This window comes from Rhizobium sp. P38BS-XIX, assembly GCF_012641435.1.
Taxonomy (GTDB): Bacteria; Pseudomonadota; Alphaproteobacteria; order Rhizobiales; family Rhizobiaceae; genus Rhizobium.
Window position 1 is genome coordinate 1 of the sequence record NZ_JABAIJ010000009.1, and the last position, 18360, is coordinate 18360.

Genomic DNA, 18360 nt, shown 5'->3' on the forward strand with positions numbered 1-18360 from the left:
GCCGCCGATGTTGCGGCTGCGATCACGCCGGTTCCGGGCGGTGTCGGACCGATGACGATTGCCATGCTGATGGCCAACACCGTCATCGCAGCCCACCGCACCGCCGGCAGAAAGCCGCCGAAGTTTTAAAGCATTACAGGAAAGCGCGCAGCGATTTCCCCATGCGAAAGACTTGAACGGATGCAGTGTTTTCGCGGTAAAGCGAAAGCCTCACTCGGCAGGCGCAACGCCGGTCGAGGCGCGCACGATCAGCTCGGCCTTCCATAATTCCTGTGCCGGAAACGTCTCCGTGTGCTTGATTTCGCCGATCAGCCGCTCGGCGATGCGCACGCCTGCGGCTCGAAGCGACGAGCGCGTCGTCGTCAGTGGCACGGTGAAGCTTTCCGGCTTCAAAAGTGTCAGCACGTCGTCATGGGCAATCAGCGAGATATCCTCGCCAAGCTTGAGCCCGGCCTGATTGATGGCGCGTACGGCGCCAAGCGCCAGCACCGTACTGGAACAGAGCACGGCGGTTGGGCGCTTCTCCAGTTGCAGAATGCGCTCCATGGCGAACAGGCCCTGTTCGTCGGTCATCGGCGTGTGACTGGTGCAGGTCTCGTCCAGCGCAAGGCCGCGTTCGGCGAGGGCCGCTTCCATGCCGTTCCTTCGGCGAATGGCGAAATCGAGATAGATTGGCCCGTTCAGCAGGGCGAAGTGCCGATGTCCGAGTTGCAGCAGCAGCTTCGTGGCATCATAGAACGCCGCTTCGTTGTCGAGATCGAGGAAGGGATAATCCGGCTCGGAGCCGATCGATCGTCCATGCACGAGAAATGGCATGGATAGCGATTTCAGCATCTCCAGGCGCGGATCGTGGCCGCGCATGTAATTGACGAAGAGCGCATCGACATTCCCGCTGGCAGCCAGTCGTCTGAGCGCGCCCACCTCGTCGTTCGGATCGGCGGGCGTCAATACGAAATGAAAGTCATGCCGCAGGGCTTCCTCGCCAAGGCCGGTCAGGAACTCGCTGAAATGAACGTCCGAGGAATTGCCGGGCGAGGTGGGCATCACCAGCCCGATCGACCCGGCTTTGCCGGTTGCCAGTCTCTGCGCCGCTTTGTTGGGACGATAGCCGGTTTCCCGAACCGCTTTGAGGACGCGTTCGCGCGTCTCGCGGTTAACCTCGGGATACCCGTTCAATGCTCGGCTGACTGTCGTCTGCGACAGCCCGAGCAATTCCGATAGCTGTTTCAGATTCACGAATTTCGGCTCCTCCAATTCCCCGCCGCCAAATGCCGGGGCACCTCCCGAAAGCCCACAGCGTTCAAAGCGCTTTCAATTATGTAGCATCTGATGCGCGGCAAACAAGGCGATTGGCGTAAATATCAGTGCCAAACTATGCTGCAATGCGAGAAATTAAGCCGCTATCGGCCGGAATCTGAAAATCGCTTGACTTTAGCACGCGCTCAATGGATGACAGAAGCAGCCAAAGCGCTTTGAGGAATGGGGCGCACAGCACAAAACAGTGTTTGGGCTCATGTGTTTCGTTATTTGGGAGGACAATCGCATGAAGAAACTGCTTTTGATGACCGTTGCTGTTGCTGCCTTGGCGGCCGGTACGGCGATGGCCGCGGATCTGAAGTTCCAGCCCGGCCAGGACTCCAAGTTCAATTGGAAGAGCTACGACGATTTCAAGGCTGCGCACGCCGATCTGAAGGGCGAGACGCTGACCATCTTCGGACCCTGGCGCGGCGAGGATGAGGCGCTCTTTACCAGTGTCCTCAACTACTTCACTGAAGCGACGGGCGTGAACGCCAAATATTCGTCTTCTGAGAACTATGAGCAGCAGATCGTCATCGACACGCAGGCCGGTTCGCCGCCGAACGTTGCCATCCTCCCGCAGCCGGGCCTTTTCGCCAACCTCGCCAGCAAGGGCTATCTGACGCCGCTCGGCGATGATCTGGCAAGCTGGGTCAAGACCAACTACGGCGCCGGCGACAGCTGGGTCGGTTATGGCACCTACAAGGGCAAGGACGGCAAGGATGCCTTCTACGCCTTCCCCTACAAGGCCGACCTGAAGTCGCTGGTCTGGTATGTGCCTGAGAATTTCGAGGAAGCCGGCTACAAGGTCCCGACCACGATGGAGGACCTGCTCAAGCTGTCCGACCAGATCGTCAAGGACGGCGGCACGCCCTGGTGCATCGGTCTCGGTTCAGGCGGCGCAACGGGCTGGCCTGCGACCGACTGGGTCGAAGACCTGATGCTGCGCCTGAACACGCCGCAGGATTATGATCACTGGGTCGACAATACGCTGAAGTTCAACGATCCGAAGGTCGTTGCCGCCATCGAGGAATTCGGCAAGTTCGCGAAGAATCCGAAATACGTCGCCGGCGGTGTTGCAGCGGTTGCCTCGACGGACTTCCGTGATAGCCCGAAGGGCCTCTTCACCGTTCCGCCGAAGTGCTACATGCACAAGCAGGCGTCGTTCATTCCGTCCTTCTTCCCGGAGGGCACGAAGCTCGGCCAGGACGCGGACTTCTTCTACTTCCCGCCCTATGCCGCTCATCCTGAGCTTGGCAAGCCTGTCGAAGGCGCCGGCACGCTCGCCGCCATCACCAAGGACTCCAAGGCCGCTCGCGCCTTTGTCCAGTTCCTGCAGACCCCGATCGCCCAGGAAATCTGGATGGCACAGTCCGGCTTCCTGACCCCGTACAAGGGTGTCAACACTGCAGCCTACGCCAATGACACGCTGCGCAAGGAAGGCGAGATCCTGACGACGGCCACCACCTTCCGCTTCGACGGATCGGATCTGATGCCGGGCAAGATCGGCGCAGGCTCCTTCTGGACCGGCATGGTGGACTTCGTTGGCGGCAAGTCCGCACAGGATGTTGCCGACGGAATCCAGAAGTCCTGGGACGCCATCAAGTAAGACATAGCAATGAGGCGCCGTCGGCAGAAGCCGGCGGCGCGCTGCATCCTATTGCGATGTGCCTCGGCGCGTTGCCGATGTCTGGCGGGTGATCTCAAGCAGGTAGATTCGGGGAGGGAAGGATGTTTTCGCAGATAGTGTCAGCGATTGGCGCCATGATATTTGGCGTTGCCTTTTGCGCCGCATATTTCTGGTGTTCCAACAAGCTTCTGGACGCAATTTTCCCGGCAAGGGAAGGGTCTGACGTTCATCAGGCCGCCGTCAACCTTCGCCGGCGTGGTCTCATTCGCCCCTGGCTCTTCCTGGGACCGGCGCTCTTCCTGCTCGTGGTCTACCTCGTCTATCCCGTGATCGCGACGCTCATCCTGTCTTTCTACGGACCGGATGGCAGCCAGTTCGTCGGCGGCGCCAATTATGTTTGGGCCTTCAACGACACCGAATTCCGCCAGTCGATCTTCAACAACATCCTCTGGCTCGCCGTCGTACCGGCAGCGTGCACCTTCTTTGGCCTCGTGATTGCCGTCATGACCGACCGCATCTGGTGGGGCAATATCGCCAAGGCCGTCATCTTCATGCCGATGGCGATCTCCTTTGTCGGCGCCTCGGTCATCTGGAAATTCATTTATGAGTATCGCGGCGGCACGGATGCGCAGATCGGCCTTCTGAACGCTGTCGTCCAGCTCTTCGGCGGCACGCCGGAAGTCTGGATCACCATTCCCTTCTGGAACAACTTCTTCCTGATGGTCATGCTCATCTGGATCCAGACCGGCTTTGCCATGGTCATCCTGTCGGCGGCGCTGCGCGGTATTCCCGAGGAAACCATCGAAGCGGCCGTCATCGACGGCGCCAACGGCTGGCAGATCTTCTGGAAGATCATGGTCCCGCAGGTCTGGGGCACGATCGCCACGGTCTGGACCACCATCACCATTCTCGTCCTCAAGGTCTTCGACATCGTGCTCACCATGACCAACGGTCAATGGAATACGATGGTGCTCGCCAACCTGATGTTCAACTGGATGTTCCGCGGCGGCGGCGATAGCGGCCGAAGCGCCGTCATCGCTCTCGTCATCATGGCGGCGGTGACGCCGATCATGATCTGGAACATCCGCCGTGCAAACGCAGAAACGAAGGAGCGCTGATATGATTGGAACTCTCGGTCGCATCGGCCCCGCCCGCATCTTCGTTCATGCCGCGGTGCTGCTCATCGTCCTTCTCTGGCTATTGCCGACGCTCGGCATCTTCGTTACCGCACTGCGCGACAAGGACCAGATCGTCGTTTCCGGCTGGTGGACGGCATTTGCCGGCTCCTCGCGCACGACCGCTGCCCGTCTCGACGGGCCGGACAAGGCCAAGCCCGATGGCGCGAACTTCGTGATCTCGGGTAAGCTTGACGTCGAAGGCGGCGGCAAGATCCAGTCTTATGGTCTGCGCGTGCAGGAACCTGCCGCCTACAAGGCAGGCACCGCCGCCGAACTGGACAATGGCGAAGCGCTGACGATCAACGCCGACGGCAGCTACCGCTACCAGAAGAACGGCGCTTTTGAAGCTGATGCCCGTGCCAAGCGTGTCTATCTGACCGTCGCCACACCCCCGCAATTCACGCTCGACAATTATCGCAGCGTGCTCGGCGGCGAGGGTATCGGTCAATCCTTCATCAACTCGCTGACGGTGACCATCCCGGCGACGGTCATCCCGATCCTGATTGCGGCCTTTGCCGCCTATGCATTGGCCTGGATGGAGTTTCCCGGCCGCGCGCTGCTGATAGCGCTGGTCGTCGGCCTCATCGTGGTGCCGCTGCAGATGTCGCTGATCCCGCTCCTGCGCATTTACAACGAGATCGGCCAGATCTTCGGCGTGCCGTCCAAAACCTATCCCGGCATCTGGCTGGCGCACACGGCCTTCGGCCTGCCGCTCGCCATCTATCTCCTGCGCAACTACATTGCCGGCCTGCCCAAGGAGATCATCGAATCCGCTCGTGTCGATGGCGCCAGCGACTTCGATATCTTCGTCAAGATCATCCTGCCGTTGTCGTTTCCGGCGTTGGCCTCCTTCGCGATCTTCCAGTTCCTGTGGGTCTGGAACGACCTGTTGATCGCCATGGTGTTCCTCGGAACGGACAAGGATCATCTGGTCCTGACGGCGGCCCTGAACGCGCTGCTCGGCTCGCGCGGCGGCAATTGGGAGATCCTGACGGCATCGGCCTTCGTGACTATTATTATTCCGCTCCTCGTCTTCTTCGGTCTGCAGCGCTATCTCGTACGTGGTCTGCTCGCCGGGTCGGTGAAGGGGGGCTGACCGAAACATTTTCATCCCAACAGGACCTACTCAGCATGAGCATTGCCCCTCAATCGACTTCGGACGTTGACAAGGACTGGTGGCGCGGCGCCGTGATCTATCAGATCTATCCGCGCTCCTATCAGGATTCCAACGGTGACGGCATCGGCGATCTCAAGGGCATCGCCATCCGTCTGCCGCATATCGCGGCCCTTGGCGTCGATGCGATCTGGGTCTCGCCCTTCTTCACCTCGCCGATGCGCGATTTCGGCTACGACGTCTCGAATTACGAAGACATCGATCCGATCTTCGGCTCGCTCGCCGATTTCGATGCGATGGTGCAGGAAGCCCACCGCCTCGGCATCAAGGTGATGATCGACCTCGTGCTGTCGCATAGCTCGGATCGTCATCCCTGGTTCGTCGAAAGCCGCTCGAGCAAGAGCAACCCCAAGGCTGACTGGTATGTCTGGGCCGATGCCAAGCCGGATGGCACGCCGCCCAACAACTGGTTGTCGATCTTCGGCGGTTCCGCCTGGGCGTGGGATCCGACCCGCATGCAATATTACATGCACAACTTCCTGACCTCGCAGCCGGATATGAACCTTCATAATCCGGAGGTGCAGGATCGGTTGCTGGATGTCGTCCGTTTCTGGCTCGACCGTGGCGTCGATGGCTTCCGCCTCGACACCATCAACTTCTATTTCCATGACAAGGAACTGCGCGACAATCCGGCGCTGGATCCGTCGCGCCGCAACGCCTCGACGGCACCGGCCGTCAATCCCTATAACTTCCAGGAGCATCTCTACGACAAGAACCGTCCGGAGAACCTGGCATTCCTGAAGCGTTTCCGCGCCGTACTCGACGAGTACCCGGCCATTGCCGCCGTCGGCGAAGTCGGCGACAGCCAGCGTGGCCTTGAAATCGTCGGGGAATACACCTCCGGCGGCGACAAGATGCACATGTGCTACGCCTTCGAATTCCTGGCGCCGGATGCGCTGTCGCCGGAGCGTGTCGAAGAAGTGATGAAGGATTTCGAGGCAGCGGCCCCCGAAGGCTGGGCCTGCTGGGCTTTCTCGAACCACGACGTTGTGCGGCACGTCACCCGATGGGGCAATCTGGTCGCCGACCGCGATGCCTTCGCCAAGCTCTACGCTACCTTGCTTTTGACCCTGCGCGGTTCCGTCTGCCTCTATCAGGGCGAGGAACTGGCGCTGACGGAAGCCGACCTTGCCTATCAGGACCTGCAGGACCCCTACGGCATTCAGTTCTGGCCGGAATTCAAGGGGCGGGATGGCTGCCGCACGCCGATGGTCTGGGATAGCCAGGTGGCGCAAGGCGGCTTCTCCACCGTGAAGCCCTGGCTGCCGGTGCCGGTCGAACACATCCTGCGCGCCGTCAGCGTCCAGCAGGGCGATGAGAATTCGGTGCTTGAGCACTACCGGCGCTTTCTTGCTTTCCGCAGGCAGTATCCAGCCTTCGCCAAGGGCGAGATTGCCTTTGCGGAGCCGCAGGGTGATAGCCTGATCTTCACCCGCACTTACGGCAACGAAACCGTTCTCTGCGTCTTCAACATGAGTGCCGTCGAGGCAATGGTGACCTTGCCGGAAGGGCAGTGGCAGGCCTTGGCAGGACACGGCTTCATCAGCAACAATTATGGCAACAAGATCGATATTCCGGCCTGGGGCGCCTATTTCGCGCGTCTTGCCTGAACCTTTGGGAGGAGGGAGCATAATGACGGGACTTGTTCTGAAGGATATCAAGAAATCCTACGGCAGCGTGCATGTGCTGCACGGCATCGATCTGGAGATCAACGAGGGCGAGTTCATCGTCTTCGTCGGCCCCTCTGGCTGCGGCAAGTCCACCTTGCTGCGGATGATCGCCGGGCTGGAGAGCATCACTTCCGGCGACATGATGATCGCCGGGCAGAAGGTGAATGAAGTGCCGCCGTCGCGGCGCGGCATTGCCATGGTCTTCCAGTCCTACGCGCTTTATCCGCATATGACCGTCTATGACAACATGGCTTTCGGCATGCGCATCGCCGGCGAAAGCAAGCAGGAGATCGATCGCCGTGTGCGCGCGGCGGCGGCCAGCCTGCAGCTGACCCAATATCTGGAGCGTCTGCCGAAGGCGCTGTCGGGTGGCCAGCGCCAGCGCGTCGCCATCGGCCGCGCCATCTGCCGCAACCCGAAGGTCTTCCTTTTCGACGAGCCGCTGTCGAACCTCGATGCCGCCCTTCGCGTCGCGACCCGCATCGAAATCGCCAAGCTCAGCGACTCCATGCCCGAGACGACGATGATCTACGTCACCCACGATCAGGTCGAGGCAATGACGCTTGCCGACCGCATCGTCGTGCTCTCGGCCGGCCGCGTCGAGCAGGTGGGTGCTCCGCTCGAGCTTTACGAGCGCCCCGCCAACCTCTTCGTCGCCAAGTTCATCGGCTCGCCGGCCATGAACATTATCCCGGCGACCGTAACCGAGGCCGGTGCGACAACCACGGTGACGCTGACCGGCGGCAAGTCGGTGACGCTCGATATGCCCACCGATCCCTCGCAGAAGGGCAAGCCGGCGAGCTTCGGCGTTCGTCCGGAAGATCTGCGCATCGCGACCGACGACGATTATCTGTTCGAAGGCGAGGTCTCGATCGTTGAGGCCCTCGGCGAAGTGACCCAGCTCTATATCGAAGGCCTGGTCGATGGTGAGCCGATCATCGTCAAGATCCCCGGCATTGCCGATATTCAGCGTGGTCACAAGATGCGCTTCGCGGCCGATCGACAGAAGCTGCATCTCTTCGATTCAGACGGCCATTCCTATCGCAGGTAGCCGCTTACGAAACTGCGCCGGTTCAAGCAAAGGTGAACAATAAAATTCATCTTGGGCCGGCGCGCTCAAACCTTCTGTTAAAGACCCGCTGATAGTCTTGTCTTCGTAATATACCCCAGGGATTTACTAAGATGGCTGCTTTCGGCAGAGCTAATTCAGGACAACATTTTCTTAATAAGGAAGAATCCTTCATGTATGACCGCGAAGTGCGGTTCCGTATGGAGGACACGATGAACGCAGCGCGCCTCGAATACACCGAAAAGGGCGTGATGAACCTTGCGTCCCGTCGTTGCGATATTATCCGCATTTCACAGAGCAGCGCCGTTCTGGCAATTCTCACCCAGTATAATCTGCCCAAGCAATTCTATCTGGATATCCCGGATGCGCGCCTCTCCAAGATCGGCTGCGTGCTCATGAAGGTGTTCCCGAACAACACGGTCGAAGTTCGCTTCCTGCGCCTCCTGACGGAGAAGGAAATGAACAAGATCTTCGTCTACAGCACGCATCCGGCTCACAAGAACCGCGTGCTCGATATCCGCGGCTGATTGCCGAAAAGACAAAGCCCGCGCGATCGAAACCGCGCGGGCTTTTCGGCTTTGTAAGCGTGACTCAAATGCCCTTGCGTACGCGCTCGGAATTGGTCAGAGCTTCGCCGAGCCTGCCAAGCGTTTCCTTGAGCGCATGCTCTGCGGATTCCACAAGAGACTTGGCGCCACCCTCGCATGCGAAACCTGCATCGGTTTGGCCATTGCCCGTTCCCGATACCGTCGCGCCAAGAAGGCGCCCGTTAATCCCGTCAACTGTGATGGAAGCCGCGAGCTCAACTTCCGTTTCCATTCCAGCGGACCAGAAGCCCGGCACGACACGAAGACGGCCGTTTAATTCTTCGCCGCGCACAATGATCATCCCGCGCGCGCCTCGAGCTTTAAGCTGGCCGCGATCGACCGGTTGTTGGACGACTTCCAACTCGGTCACGAGGTTTGTGAATGTCTGTCGAACCGAACTCGCAAAGCTCGTCGATAGATTAAGAGGGAATGTATGGGCGGCACAATTGAAGTCTGATGGCTTAATTGGCCTGTCGAGCTTCGTCGCGTCGACATAGAGTAGGTACTTGCCTGGAAGCTTTCCGTCGTACGACGAATAGACATTATATGTTGCTACAGGAAGCGGCTCTGCTTTGTATTGGCATGCGGAAAGTAGTGCGCTCATAGCGAGCGCAACTGCGATCTTAAATTTCATGATAGTCCCCCGATTTCCGTTCAAAATGAAACAGAATCTCAACTAAAAGTCGAGGTTTGCTCGGAGCTTTTTCAATTATACACAGGTTTGAAAGTGACCACTCTGAACGGAGGTAAAACGCCATTCAGAGTGGACGCACTTCAGTGACGGAACAGCACGCTTGCGCCGTGGTCCGCAGGCCCTGCGGCGTGACGGAAGGGGGCGAAGAGTTCGCGGCCCATGCCGAACTCGTTTTCCGAGAGATCGACGACGACAGGCTCGCGCTCGGCCATGTCTGCGGCATCGACAAGCACCTCCAGCGTGCCGGCGATGGCGTCGATGCGGATCATGTCGCCTTCCTTGATACGGGCGATCGGACCGCCGTCGACGGCTTCCGGGGTCACATGGATCGCAGCCGGAACTTTGCCCGACGCGCCAGACATGCGGCCGTCGGTTAGAAGCGCCACACGGAAGCCGCGATCCTGCAGCACACCGAGTGCCGGCGTCAGCTTGTGCAGCTCCGGCATGCCGTTGGCCTTCGGCCCCTGGAAGCGCACGACGGCGACGAAATCGCGGTTGAGCTTGCCGTCCTTGAAGGCCTGCTGCATTTCCAGCTGGTCATGGAAGATGACCGCCGGCGCTTCGACGATGTGGCGCTCCGGCTTGACGGCAGAGATCTTGATGACCGCCTTGCCGATGTTGCCGCGCAGCATCTTCAGGCCGCCGCTGTTCTGAAAGGGCGTCTCGATGCTTGCCAGCACCTTCGGGTCGTGGCTCTTTTCCGGCGCCGGCTCGCGCAGAACATTGCCATCGGCGCCAAGCTTGACGTCGATCGAGTAATTGCCAAGGCCCTGACCGTAGACGGTGCGGACATCGTCGTGCAGCAGCCCCTTTTTCAGGAGCTCCTTGATAAGGAAGCCCATGCCGCCGGCGGCGTGGAAATGGTTCACGTCAGCAAGCCCGTTCGGATAGACGCGTGCAAGCAGGGGCACGACGTCGGAAAGCTCGGAAATATCCTGCCAGGTGAGCACGATGCCCGCCGCACGCGCCATCGCGACGATGTGCATCGTATGGTTTGTCGAGCCGCCGGTGGCATGCAGGCCGACGACGCCGTTGACGATCGAGCGCTCGTCGATCATTTCGCCGGCGGGCGTGAACTCATTGCCCATGGCGGTAATGGCGAGTGCGCGCTTGGTCGCTTCGCGCGTGAGGGCTTCGCGCAACGGCGTGCCGGGATTGACGAAGGAGGCGCCCGGCATGTGGAAGCCCATGATTTCCATCAGCATCTGGTTCGAGTTCGCCGTGCCGTAGAATGTGCAGGTGCCGGGGCCATGATAGGACTTCGATTCCGCCTCGAGCAGCTCGGGGCGGCCAACCTTGCCTTCGGCATAGAGCTGGCGCACGCGCGACTTTTCGTCGTTCGGCAGGCCCGAGGTCATGGGTCCCGCGGGAATGAAGACCGCAGGCAGATGGCCGAAGGAAAGGGCGGCGATAACCAGACCGGGAACGATCTTGTCGCAAACGCCGAGGAAGACGGCCGCGTCGAACATGTTGTGCGACAGGCCGACAGCCGCCGACATGGCGATCAGATCGCGGGAGAAGAGCGAGAGTTCCATCCCCGGCTGGCCCTGCGTGACGCCGTCGCACATGGCGGGGACGCCGCCGGCAACCTGTGCGATCCCGCCTGCTTCGGCTGCGGCCTCGCGGATGATGGCCGGATAGGTCTCGAACGGCTGATGCGCCGACAGCATGTCGTTGTAAGACGTGATGATCCCGAGATTCGGCACCTGGTCTCCCGCCAGTGCGTCTTTCTCGGAGGGGGAACAGATGGCGAAGCCATGCGCAAGATTGGCGCAGCCAAGCACCGAGCGTTGCGCGCCTTTCGTTGCGGCGTTGCGCAGGCGGTCCAGATAGCGCTCGCGCGTCGGCTTCGAGCGCTCGACGATACGTGCGGTAATCGCGGAAATGCGGGCGTCAGCGGCCATGGTCGATCTGCCTCCGTCTGTTCTGCGCGATGTCCCGGCAGATCGGCTTAGATCTGCCTTGGTCAAGGACCTGGCGCGGGGTCAAAAATGTCAATGCGATGCCGTTGCGCCCGTAAGGGCGCATTTCGCAGCACATGTTGCTGTGTCTTTCAGGGTTCGATGACGAGGCCGGTCGGCCGTGTCACGGAGCCCAATAAATCTCGACCGGAGACGCGGCCCGGCGCAGTATGGCGCGGATCGGCATCTCGGTTTCCTCACCGGCCGCTTCGGCCTTGGCGAGGACATCCTTCTTGCCTTCTCCCTCGATGTGGAGCACGAGCAAACGAGCATCCTGAAGGCTGGAGAAGGTGAATGTCAGGCGCGGTTCGCCGGCACCTTCCGCGTCCATCGTGATGATGCCGCGCGGGGTGTTCGGATCGATTGCGGTCTGGAGATTGCTGCCGCCCGGAAAAAAGGAGGCCGTGTGTCCGTCATTGCCCATGCCGAGTATCGCGACATCGAAGGGATGGCCGAGAGCCTTGGTCTTTTCGGTGGCGATGGTGGCGGCTTCCTCAACGGAAGCCGCAGCCTGATAGAGCGGAAGGAAGTTGGCTGCCGCCGCCTTGTCCTTCAGCAGGTTTTCTTTGACGAGCAGATGGTTCGAGCGCGGATTGTCCGCCGGCACGAAGCGTTCGTCGACCAGGGTGATGGTCACCTTGCTCCAGTCGATCGAGCGCGATGACAGCGCCTGGAAGAACGCCTTGGGCGTCGAGCCGCCGGAGACCGCAATGCTTGCGGAACCGCGTGCGGAAATGGCGTCCGAGAGGGTCTCGGCGACCTTGTCCGCGAGCTTGCCGGCGAGTTCGGCACCATTGGCAAATGCATGCATGTTCGCTGTCATCGTCATCGTCCCAGATTAGAGATCGTCATGCCAGGTGCGGCCGTCACGCTCGATGAGCGCGATAGCCTGGCTCGGACCCCAGGTGCCGGACGTATAGCCCTGTACCTGCTGGCCGGTTGCTTCCCAACCCTTGAGGATCGGGTCGACCCATTCCCACGCCGCTTCCACTTCGTCGCGGCGCATGAACAGGGTCTGGTTGGAGCGGATGACGTCCATCAGCAGGCGCTCGTAAGCATCCGGATTGCGGACGTTGAAGGCCGAGGCGAAGCTCATGTCGAGCGAGACGTTGCGCAGGCGCATGCCGCCCGGGCCCGGGTCCTTGATCATCAGCGACTGCTTGACGCCTTCATCCGGCTGCAGGCGGATGATCAGCTGGTTGGCGACAATGCGGCCAGCAGCCTGATCGAAGATGTTGTGCGGGATCGGCTTAAAGGTGATGACGATCTCGGACACGCGGCCAGCCAGACGCTTGCCGGTGCGGATGTAGAAGGGAACACCAGCCCAGCGCCAATTGCCGATCTCGGCCTTGATGGCGACGAAGGTTTCGGTGTTGGACACGCCGCCTTCGAGTTCATCGAGGTAGCCCTTGACTGCGCCGCCGGCAGAAGCACCTGCACGGTACTGGCCGCGAACGGTTGCCTGCTCGACGTTGGATGCGTCGATCGGCTTCAGTGCGCGCAGAACCTTGAGCTTCTCGTCGCGAACGGCTTCCGAATCCATGGAGGAGGGGATTTCCATCGCGGTGAGGCAAAGCAGCTGCAGGATGTGGTTCTGCACCATGTCACGCAGGGCGCCGGCGGTGTCGTAGTAGCCGGCACGGCCTTCGAGGCCGACCGATTCCGCCACGGTAATCTGGACGTGGTCGATATGGTTGGCGTTCCACAGCGGCTCATAAAGCGCGTTGGCAAAGCGCAGAGCCATCAAGTTCTGCACGGTTTCCTTGCCGAGATAGTGGTCGATACGGAAGATCTGCTCTTCCTTGAAGACCTTGCCGATCGTGTCGTTCAGCTGCAGAGCGGAAGCGAGGTCGCGGCCGATCGGCTTTTCGACGACGATGCGGGTCGACTTGGTGATCAGCTTGTGGTCATGGATCTTCTGCGAGATGTCGCCGAAGATGCCCGGAGCGACTGCGAGGTAGAAGGCGCGAACGCGGTCCTTGCCCTCGTCGAGGAGCTTCTTGAGCTGGTCCCAGCCGGCATCGCTGCGGGCATCCACCGGCACGTAATACAGGCGAGCGAGGAACTTCTTGACTTCCGCTTCGTCGTACTCGCCCTTCTTCAGGTGTTCCTTGAGGGCTGCGTCCGCGAACTTGCGATATTCTTCGTTGGAAAGCGCGCTGCGCGAAGCGCCGATAACGCGAGTCGGCTCGGAAAACTGGCCTTCGACCTGACGATGATAAAGTGCGGGCAGGAGCTTACGTTCTGCAAGGTCGCCGCTGCCGCCGAAAACGACATAGTCAAATGGTTCAACGGGAATGATTTGGCTGCTCATGAGCTATCTCTCAGTCGGTATTGGTTGGGGCCCTTTTAATCTAATCGATTTAAAAAGGCCAGTGTGCATCGCAAAATTCAGACTCGGCTTTTAGAGCGGGTTGCCGATGAAAGAAATCATCTTCCGGTTTTTAAAACCTGTCGCGCAACGCAAACCACGAGAGCGCCAGGAACAGCAGAGGCGCCCGCATGCGCGCACCACCGGGGAAGGGGGGAACGTTCAGCTCCTTGAAGAGATGAAGTTCGTCCGCATTCCCGAGAACCGTTTTCGCATAGAGTTTACCGCAATAATTTGACAGCATCACCCCATGGCCGGAATAGCCGCCTATCGAGGTGACGCCGGGCATGACCTCGCGCACGAAGGGCTGCCTCGGCATTGTGATGCCGACAGAGCCGCCCCAGGCATAGTCGATCCTGATATCGTTCAGATCTGGATAGATTTCCGCGATCTGCCGGCGGATGTGCTGCGTTATGTCGCGCGGGTTATCGGCCGTGTAGGCTTCGCGGCCGCCGAACAGCAGCCGTCCGTCCTTCGATTTGCGGAAATAGCGCACGACAAAGCGCGAATCGGCCACCGCCTCGTTGCCGGGCAATACACCTGGAAAGCGATCGAGCGGCTGCGTGGCGCCGATAAAGGAGCGGATCGGCATGACATGGCTTGCCGTGACGGGCTCGAGATTGCCGATATAGCCGTTGCAGGCAATCAGCACCCGATCGGCGGTGATCTCGCCGCCATCCGTGATGATCGTCGTCTTTCCGCCCGATTGCCGGAAGGACTTGGCCTTCGTCATCTCGAAAAGCGACGCGCCCGCCTCCGCCGCGACACGGGCAAGGCCGATCAGCAGTTTCAGCGGATGGATATGGCCCGTGCCCGTGTCCCGCACGCCGTAGAGATAGAATTTCGAGCCCAGCCGCTCCTGGGTTTCGGCCTGTTCCATGAACTTCATATGCGGATAGCCATAGCGGGTCGCTGCGATTTCCGCGCTATCCATATAGTCACGCTTGTAGCTGCGCTTGTGCGTGACATTCATCTGGCCGGGCAGGAAGTCGATGTCGATGCCGTGCTCGGAGGCAAAATCCAGAAGATGCCGCTTGGCATCCTCGGCAAGATCGAAGAGCGCCTTCGAGCGCTCGTAGCCGATCTTTTCTTCGATCTCCTCCGGCCACCAGCGCTGCCCGGTGCCGAGCTGGCCGCCATTGCGGCCCGATGCGCCGTCGCCGAAGCGATTGGCGTCGATCAGGACGACATCGACGCCGCCCTTGGCCAGATTATAGGCCGCCTGGAGGCCGGTATAGCCGCCGCCGACGATCGCAACGTCGGCCCGGCGCGATCCGTCGAGCTTTGGATAGCTCGCGCGCGGCCCGACGGTGGCTTGATAGAAGGAAAGGCCCGGCGCGATAGGGCTCTGCCATGTTTCCTGCAAAGTCATCAGCGGTCTCCCTTCACACGTTGAGCAGAAGGAATTCCCGCTCCCACGGGCTGATCACCTGCATGAAGGTCTCGAACTCGCCGCGCTTGACGCCGGCATAGATGTCGATGAAGTCCTTGCCGAGCACCTCTTCGAAAGCGGGCTCGTCCTCCATCAGCGCGATAGCCTCGAGAAGGCCGCGCGGCAGGTCGATCGAGCCTTCATTGGCCGAATCCTCGGTCGGAGCCGTCGGCTCGACTTTCTTCATGATGCCGAGCAGGCCGGAGGCGAGTGAAGCGGCAAGCGCCAGATAGGGGTTGGCATCGGAGCTCGGCAGCCGGTTTTCGACACGGCGCGCCTGCGGATCGGAGACCGGAACGCGGAAGGCCGTTGTGCGGTTGTCGTAACCCCAAGCATTGTTGACCGGGCAGGACATGTTCGGCGCCAGACGACGGTAGGAATTCACATAGGGCGCCATCATGGCGAGTGCGTTCGGCACGTAGCGCTGCATGCCGCCGATGAAGTGGAAGAATTCCTGCGACGGACTGCCGTCCGGGTTTGTGAAGACGTTCTTGCCGGTCTCGATGTGGACGACCGACTGATGGATATGCATCGCCGATCCGGCCTGGCTCTGCATCGGCTTGGCCATGAAGGTGGCGTAGATGCCGTGCTTCAGCGCTGCCTCGCGGATGGTGCGCTTGAACATGAACACCTGGTCCGCAAGCTCGATCGGGTCGCCATGGCGCAGGTTGATTTCCAGCTGTGCCGGACCTTCCTCGTGGATCAGCGTGTCGATCTCCAGACCCTGCTTTTCCGAGAAGTGGTAGATATCGTCGATCAGTTCGTCGAATTCGTTGATGCCGGCGATCGAATAGCCTTGTCCGCCAAGGATCGATCGGCCGGAGCGGCCTTTCGGCGGATGCAGCGGATAGTCGGGGTCGTCGTTCTTGGCGACGAGATAGAATTCGATTTCCGGTGCCACGACGGGCTTCCAGCCGCGCTCGCTATAAAGCCCCATGATGCGCTTCAGCACGTTGCGCGGCGTATAAGACACTTCCTCGCCTTCGGAATTGACGATATCGCAGATCACCTGCGCAGTCGGGTCGCTCTCCCAGGGTACAACCGAGAGTGTCGAAAGATCCGGCACGAGTTTGAGGTCGCTGTCGCGCGGCTCGTAGCGGAAGCTCTCTGTCTCCTCCGGATATTCGCCGGAGATCGTATGGCGATAGATTGCCGAGGGCAGCGCCAGCGACGTGTTGGAGGTGAATTTCGACGTCGGCATCATCTTGCCGCGGGGAACGCCGGCAAGGTCCGGCGTGATGCATTCTATGTCCTCGATCCCGCGTGCCCGGAGCCATTGAGCCGCTTCTTTCCAGTTTGCCACACCGCGTGCCGATCTCAGGCTGGGAGGCACCGTCGGGATTTTGGAGGCAGGCACGGAAGCTTTCAGCGGGGTCTTTCTCGCGGGCATAAAACACCGTATTTGGTTGATCGGTGATTGCATCATAACCGCAGTTTGCCAATTGGCGAGGGGGAAAACCGCTCGGACTTTCGCCGTATGATGGAAAAATCGGCAATAAATAGACGTGAATGACAAGGGGTTCGAGGCGTGGTCGGCAGATATGATGTGGTCGTTCTTGGCGCCGGCGCTGCTGGGATGATGTGCGCCGTGCGGGCCGGGCAGCGAGGGCGCTCCGTCGCCGTTCTCGATCACGCCGCGGCACCAGGCGAGAAGATCCGCATCTCCGGCGGCGGGCGCTGCAATTTCACCAACATCCATGCCGCGCCGAAAAACTTCCTGTCGGCCAACCCGCATTTTGCCAAATCGGCCCTGGCGCGTTTCACGCCCAGAGACTTTCTCGGCATGGTCGAGGCGCACGGCATAGTCTGGCACGAGAAGACGCTCGGTCAGCTTTTCTGCGACAACAGCGCCAAAGATATCATTCGCATGTTGACCGACGAGATGCGGGCGGCGGGCGCGGAGCTATGGTTGAGGACGGAAGTAGCCAGCGTTGAGCAGGCAGCAGGCGGCTATCGCATCAGCACATCCGAAGGCGTTTTCGAGGCCTCGTCTCTGGTTGTCGCAACCGGCGGCAAGTCGATCCCGAAGATGGGAGCCACCGGCTTTGCCTATCGCGTTGCCGAACAATTCGGGCTGCCGCTCATCGAGACGCGGCCCGGCTTGGTTCCCTTGACGCTCGATCCGCAACTGCTGCAGCGTCTTGCGCCGCTTTCCGGTATCGCCGCACCCGCTGAAATCCGCAGCGGCAAGACGTCCTTCCGTGAGGCGCTGCTTTTCACCCATCGCGGTCTCAGCGGCCCTGCCATCCTGCAGATCTCTTCTTATTGGCGGGAGGGCGAGGAGATCACTCTCTCGATCGAGCCGGATGCCGACATAGTGGCGCGTCTCAAGCAGGCAAAGCAGACCAACGGCCGCCAGTCGGCCCAAACGGTCCTTGCTGAAATTCTGCCGAAAAGGCTGGCGCAATATATCGTCGAGAACGAGGGCTTGACGGGCAATCTGGCCGATCAGTCCGACAAGCGCCTGCAGCAGCTTGCCGCCGCCATCCAGTCCTGGCCCGTCAAGCCATCCGGTTCCGAAGGTTACCGCACAGCCGAAGTCACGCTCGGCGGCGTCGACACAGCCTGCCTCGATTCAAGGACGATGCAGGTGAAAACAGTCCCCGGTCTCTTCTTTATCGGCGAATGCGTCGATGTGACCGGTTGGCTCGGCGGCTATAATTTTCAATGGGCATGGGCATCCGGCCATGTCGCCGGCGAGGCTGCATAAACCATCCGGTTTCAACTGTTTGTGTGATGTGCGCGAAAATGGAACTCGCCTCTGGTTCTCGCGTTTTCCTTTCCTACATCTTTGCTGGATACATTGACAGTTGCCTTAAAGACCATTTGCCGGTTATCGTGTCAGTGCGAAAATGGGAATATACTCATGAACAGAACACAGCGTCGCGCTCGCGCCATTGCAATCGCCCAGACCCAGGACAATGCCAAGCTCTTGGCCGTAAAGCTTCTGATGCTCGCCACAGGCGTGACCGCCGCTTGCATCGCTCTTCTTTTGACACGCTACTGACATCTCGCTTTTAGACGTCCGAGCCGTCGGCCGACGGCGGCTCGCCGCGATGCGCGTAAACAGGTTCTTGCCGCGCGCTTTTTCAGCGTTTGATTGTATCTTGCGCGCCGCACCACTGCCTTATCTGAATATTAATTAATCAGACCCACACTTCCTGACGATTTATTGGGACGCTCCGCCATATGCTGGAGCCAAAGCAATGATTGCTTGCCGAGAATACTCGGGAATCCCGTCTGCGAATATTTCAAGAACGATGGTTATACATCCGGTCAACGCCTTGGCGGCGTCGAC

The 18360-nt window shown here is 60.2% G+C and carries 15 protein-coding genes and 1 pseudogene; 9 read left to right on the plus strand and 7 right to left on the minus strand.

The features are described 5' to 3' along the window. A pseudogene (locus tag HGP17_RS25185) lies at positions 1-129 on the plus strand (bifunctional methylenetetrahydrofolate dehydrogenase/methenyltetrahydrofolate cyclohydrolase); the annotation flags it as partial. A gap of 81 nt (positions 130-210) precedes the next feature. On the opposite strand, the gene HGP17_RS25190 reads toward HGP17_RS25185, so the two are convergent. Next, positions 211-1236: a substrate-binding domain-containing protein gene (locus HGP17_RS25190; RefSeq protein WP_168813216.1), complete on the minus strand. Its 1026-nt coding sequence runs from the start codon at positions 1234-1236 to the stop codon at positions 211-213. Between the two features lie 307 nt (positions 1237-1543). Here HGP17_RS25190 and HGP17_RS25195 point away from each other — a divergent pair, with 307 nt between their 5' ends. From HGP17_RS25195 to HGP17_RS25220, 6 genes are all read left to right on the plus strand, one after another. Continuing rightward, positions 1544-2905 carry an ABC transporter substrate-binding protein gene (locus HGP17_RS25195; RefSeq protein WP_168813217.1) on the plus strand — a complete coding sequence of 454 codons (1362 nt, stop codon included), beginning with the start codon at positions 1544-1546 and terminating at the stop codon, positions 2903-2905. Between the two features lie 122 nt (positions 2906-3027). After that, positions 3028-4044: a sugar ABC transporter permease gene (locus HGP17_RS25200; protein ID WP_168813218.1), complete on the plus strand. Its 1017-nt coding sequence runs from the start codon at positions 3028-3030 to the stop codon at positions 4042-4044. A 1-nt stretch (position 4045) separates the two neighbouring features. After that, positions 4046-5200 carry a carbohydrate ABC transporter permease gene (locus tag HGP17_RS25205; protein WP_168813219.1) on the plus strand — a complete coding sequence of 385 codons (1155 nt, stop codon included), beginning with the start codon at positions 4046-4048 and terminating at the stop codon, positions 5198-5200. 35 nt (positions 5201-5235) lie between these two features. After that, a complete protein-coding gene (locus tag HGP17_RS25210; RefSeq protein WP_168813220.1) occupies positions 5236-6888 on the plus strand; it encodes an alpha-glucosidase in 1653 nt (550 codons plus the stop codon). Between the two features lie 22 nt (positions 6889-6910). After that, positions 6911-7999, plus strand: coding sequence for a sn-glycerol-3-phosphate ABC transporter ATP-binding protein UgpC (gene ugpC / locus HGP17_RS25215; protein ID WP_168813221.1), 1089 nt, complete (start codon positions 6911-6913; stop codon positions 7997-7999). A gap of 191 nt (positions 8000-8190) precedes the next feature. Further along, positions 8191-8544, plus strand: a complete 354-nt coding sequence (locus HGP17_RS25220) for a hypothetical protein (RefSeq protein WP_168813222.1) — start codon at positions 8191-8193, stop codon at positions 8542-8544. Positions 8545-8608: 64 nt separating this feature from the next. Here HGP17_RS25220 and HGP17_RS25225 read toward each other — a convergent pair whose 3' ends face one another. The 6 genes from HGP17_RS25225 to HGP17_RS25250 form a co-directional block, all read right to left on the minus strand. After that, on the minus strand, positions 8609-9238 hold the full coding sequence (locus tag HGP17_RS25225) for a hypothetical protein (RefSeq protein WP_246704212.1): 630 nt from the start codon (positions 9236-9238) through the stop codon (positions 8609-8611). A 140-nt stretch (positions 9239-9378) separates the two neighbouring features. After that, positions 9379-11202, minus strand: a complete 1824-nt coding sequence (gene edd, locus HGP17_RS25230) for a phosphogluconate dehydratase (RefSeq protein WP_168813223.1) — start codon at positions 11200-11202, stop codon at positions 9379-9381. Between the two features lie 181 nt (positions 11203-11383). Further along, complete coding sequence (gene pgl / locus HGP17_RS25235; RefSeq protein ID WP_168813224.1) at positions 11384-12082, minus strand: 6-phosphogluconolactonase; 699 nt, start codon at positions 12080-12082, stop codon at positions 11384-11386. 15 nt (positions 12083-12097) lie between these two features. Continuing rightward, a complete protein-coding gene (gene zwf, locus HGP17_RS25240; RefSeq protein ID WP_168813225.1) occupies positions 12098-13573 on the minus strand; it encodes a glucose-6-phosphate dehydrogenase in 1476 nt (491 codons plus the stop codon). Positions 13574-13703: 130 nt separating this feature from the next. Then, complete coding sequence (locus tag HGP17_RS25245) at positions 13704-15002, minus strand: FAD-binding oxidoreductase (protein ID WP_168813226.1); 1299 nt, start codon at positions 15000-15002, stop codon at positions 13704-13706. Between the two features lie 13 nt (positions 15003-15015). Next, positions 15016-16452 carry a glutamine synthetase family protein gene (locus tag HGP17_RS25250; protein ID WP_168813227.1) on the minus strand — a complete coding sequence of 479 codons (1437 nt, stop codon included), beginning with the start codon at positions 16450-16452 and terminating at the stop codon, positions 15016-15018. Between the two features lie 138 nt (positions 16453-16590). Here HGP17_RS25250 and HGP17_RS25255 point away from each other — a divergent pair, with 138 nt between their 5' ends. Beyond that, positions 16591-17772, plus strand: a complete 1182-nt coding sequence (locus HGP17_RS25255; RefSeq protein WP_168813228.1) for an NAD(P)/FAD-dependent oxidoreductase — start codon at positions 16591-16593, stop codon at positions 17770-17772. Positions 17773-17928: 156 nt separating this feature from the next. Beyond that, positions 17929-18069, plus strand: coding sequence for a hypothetical protein (locus HGP17_RS25260; protein ID WP_168813229.1), 141 nt, complete (start codon positions 17929-17931; stop codon positions 18067-18069). The last annotated feature ends 291 nt before the right edge of the window (positions 18070-18360 follow it).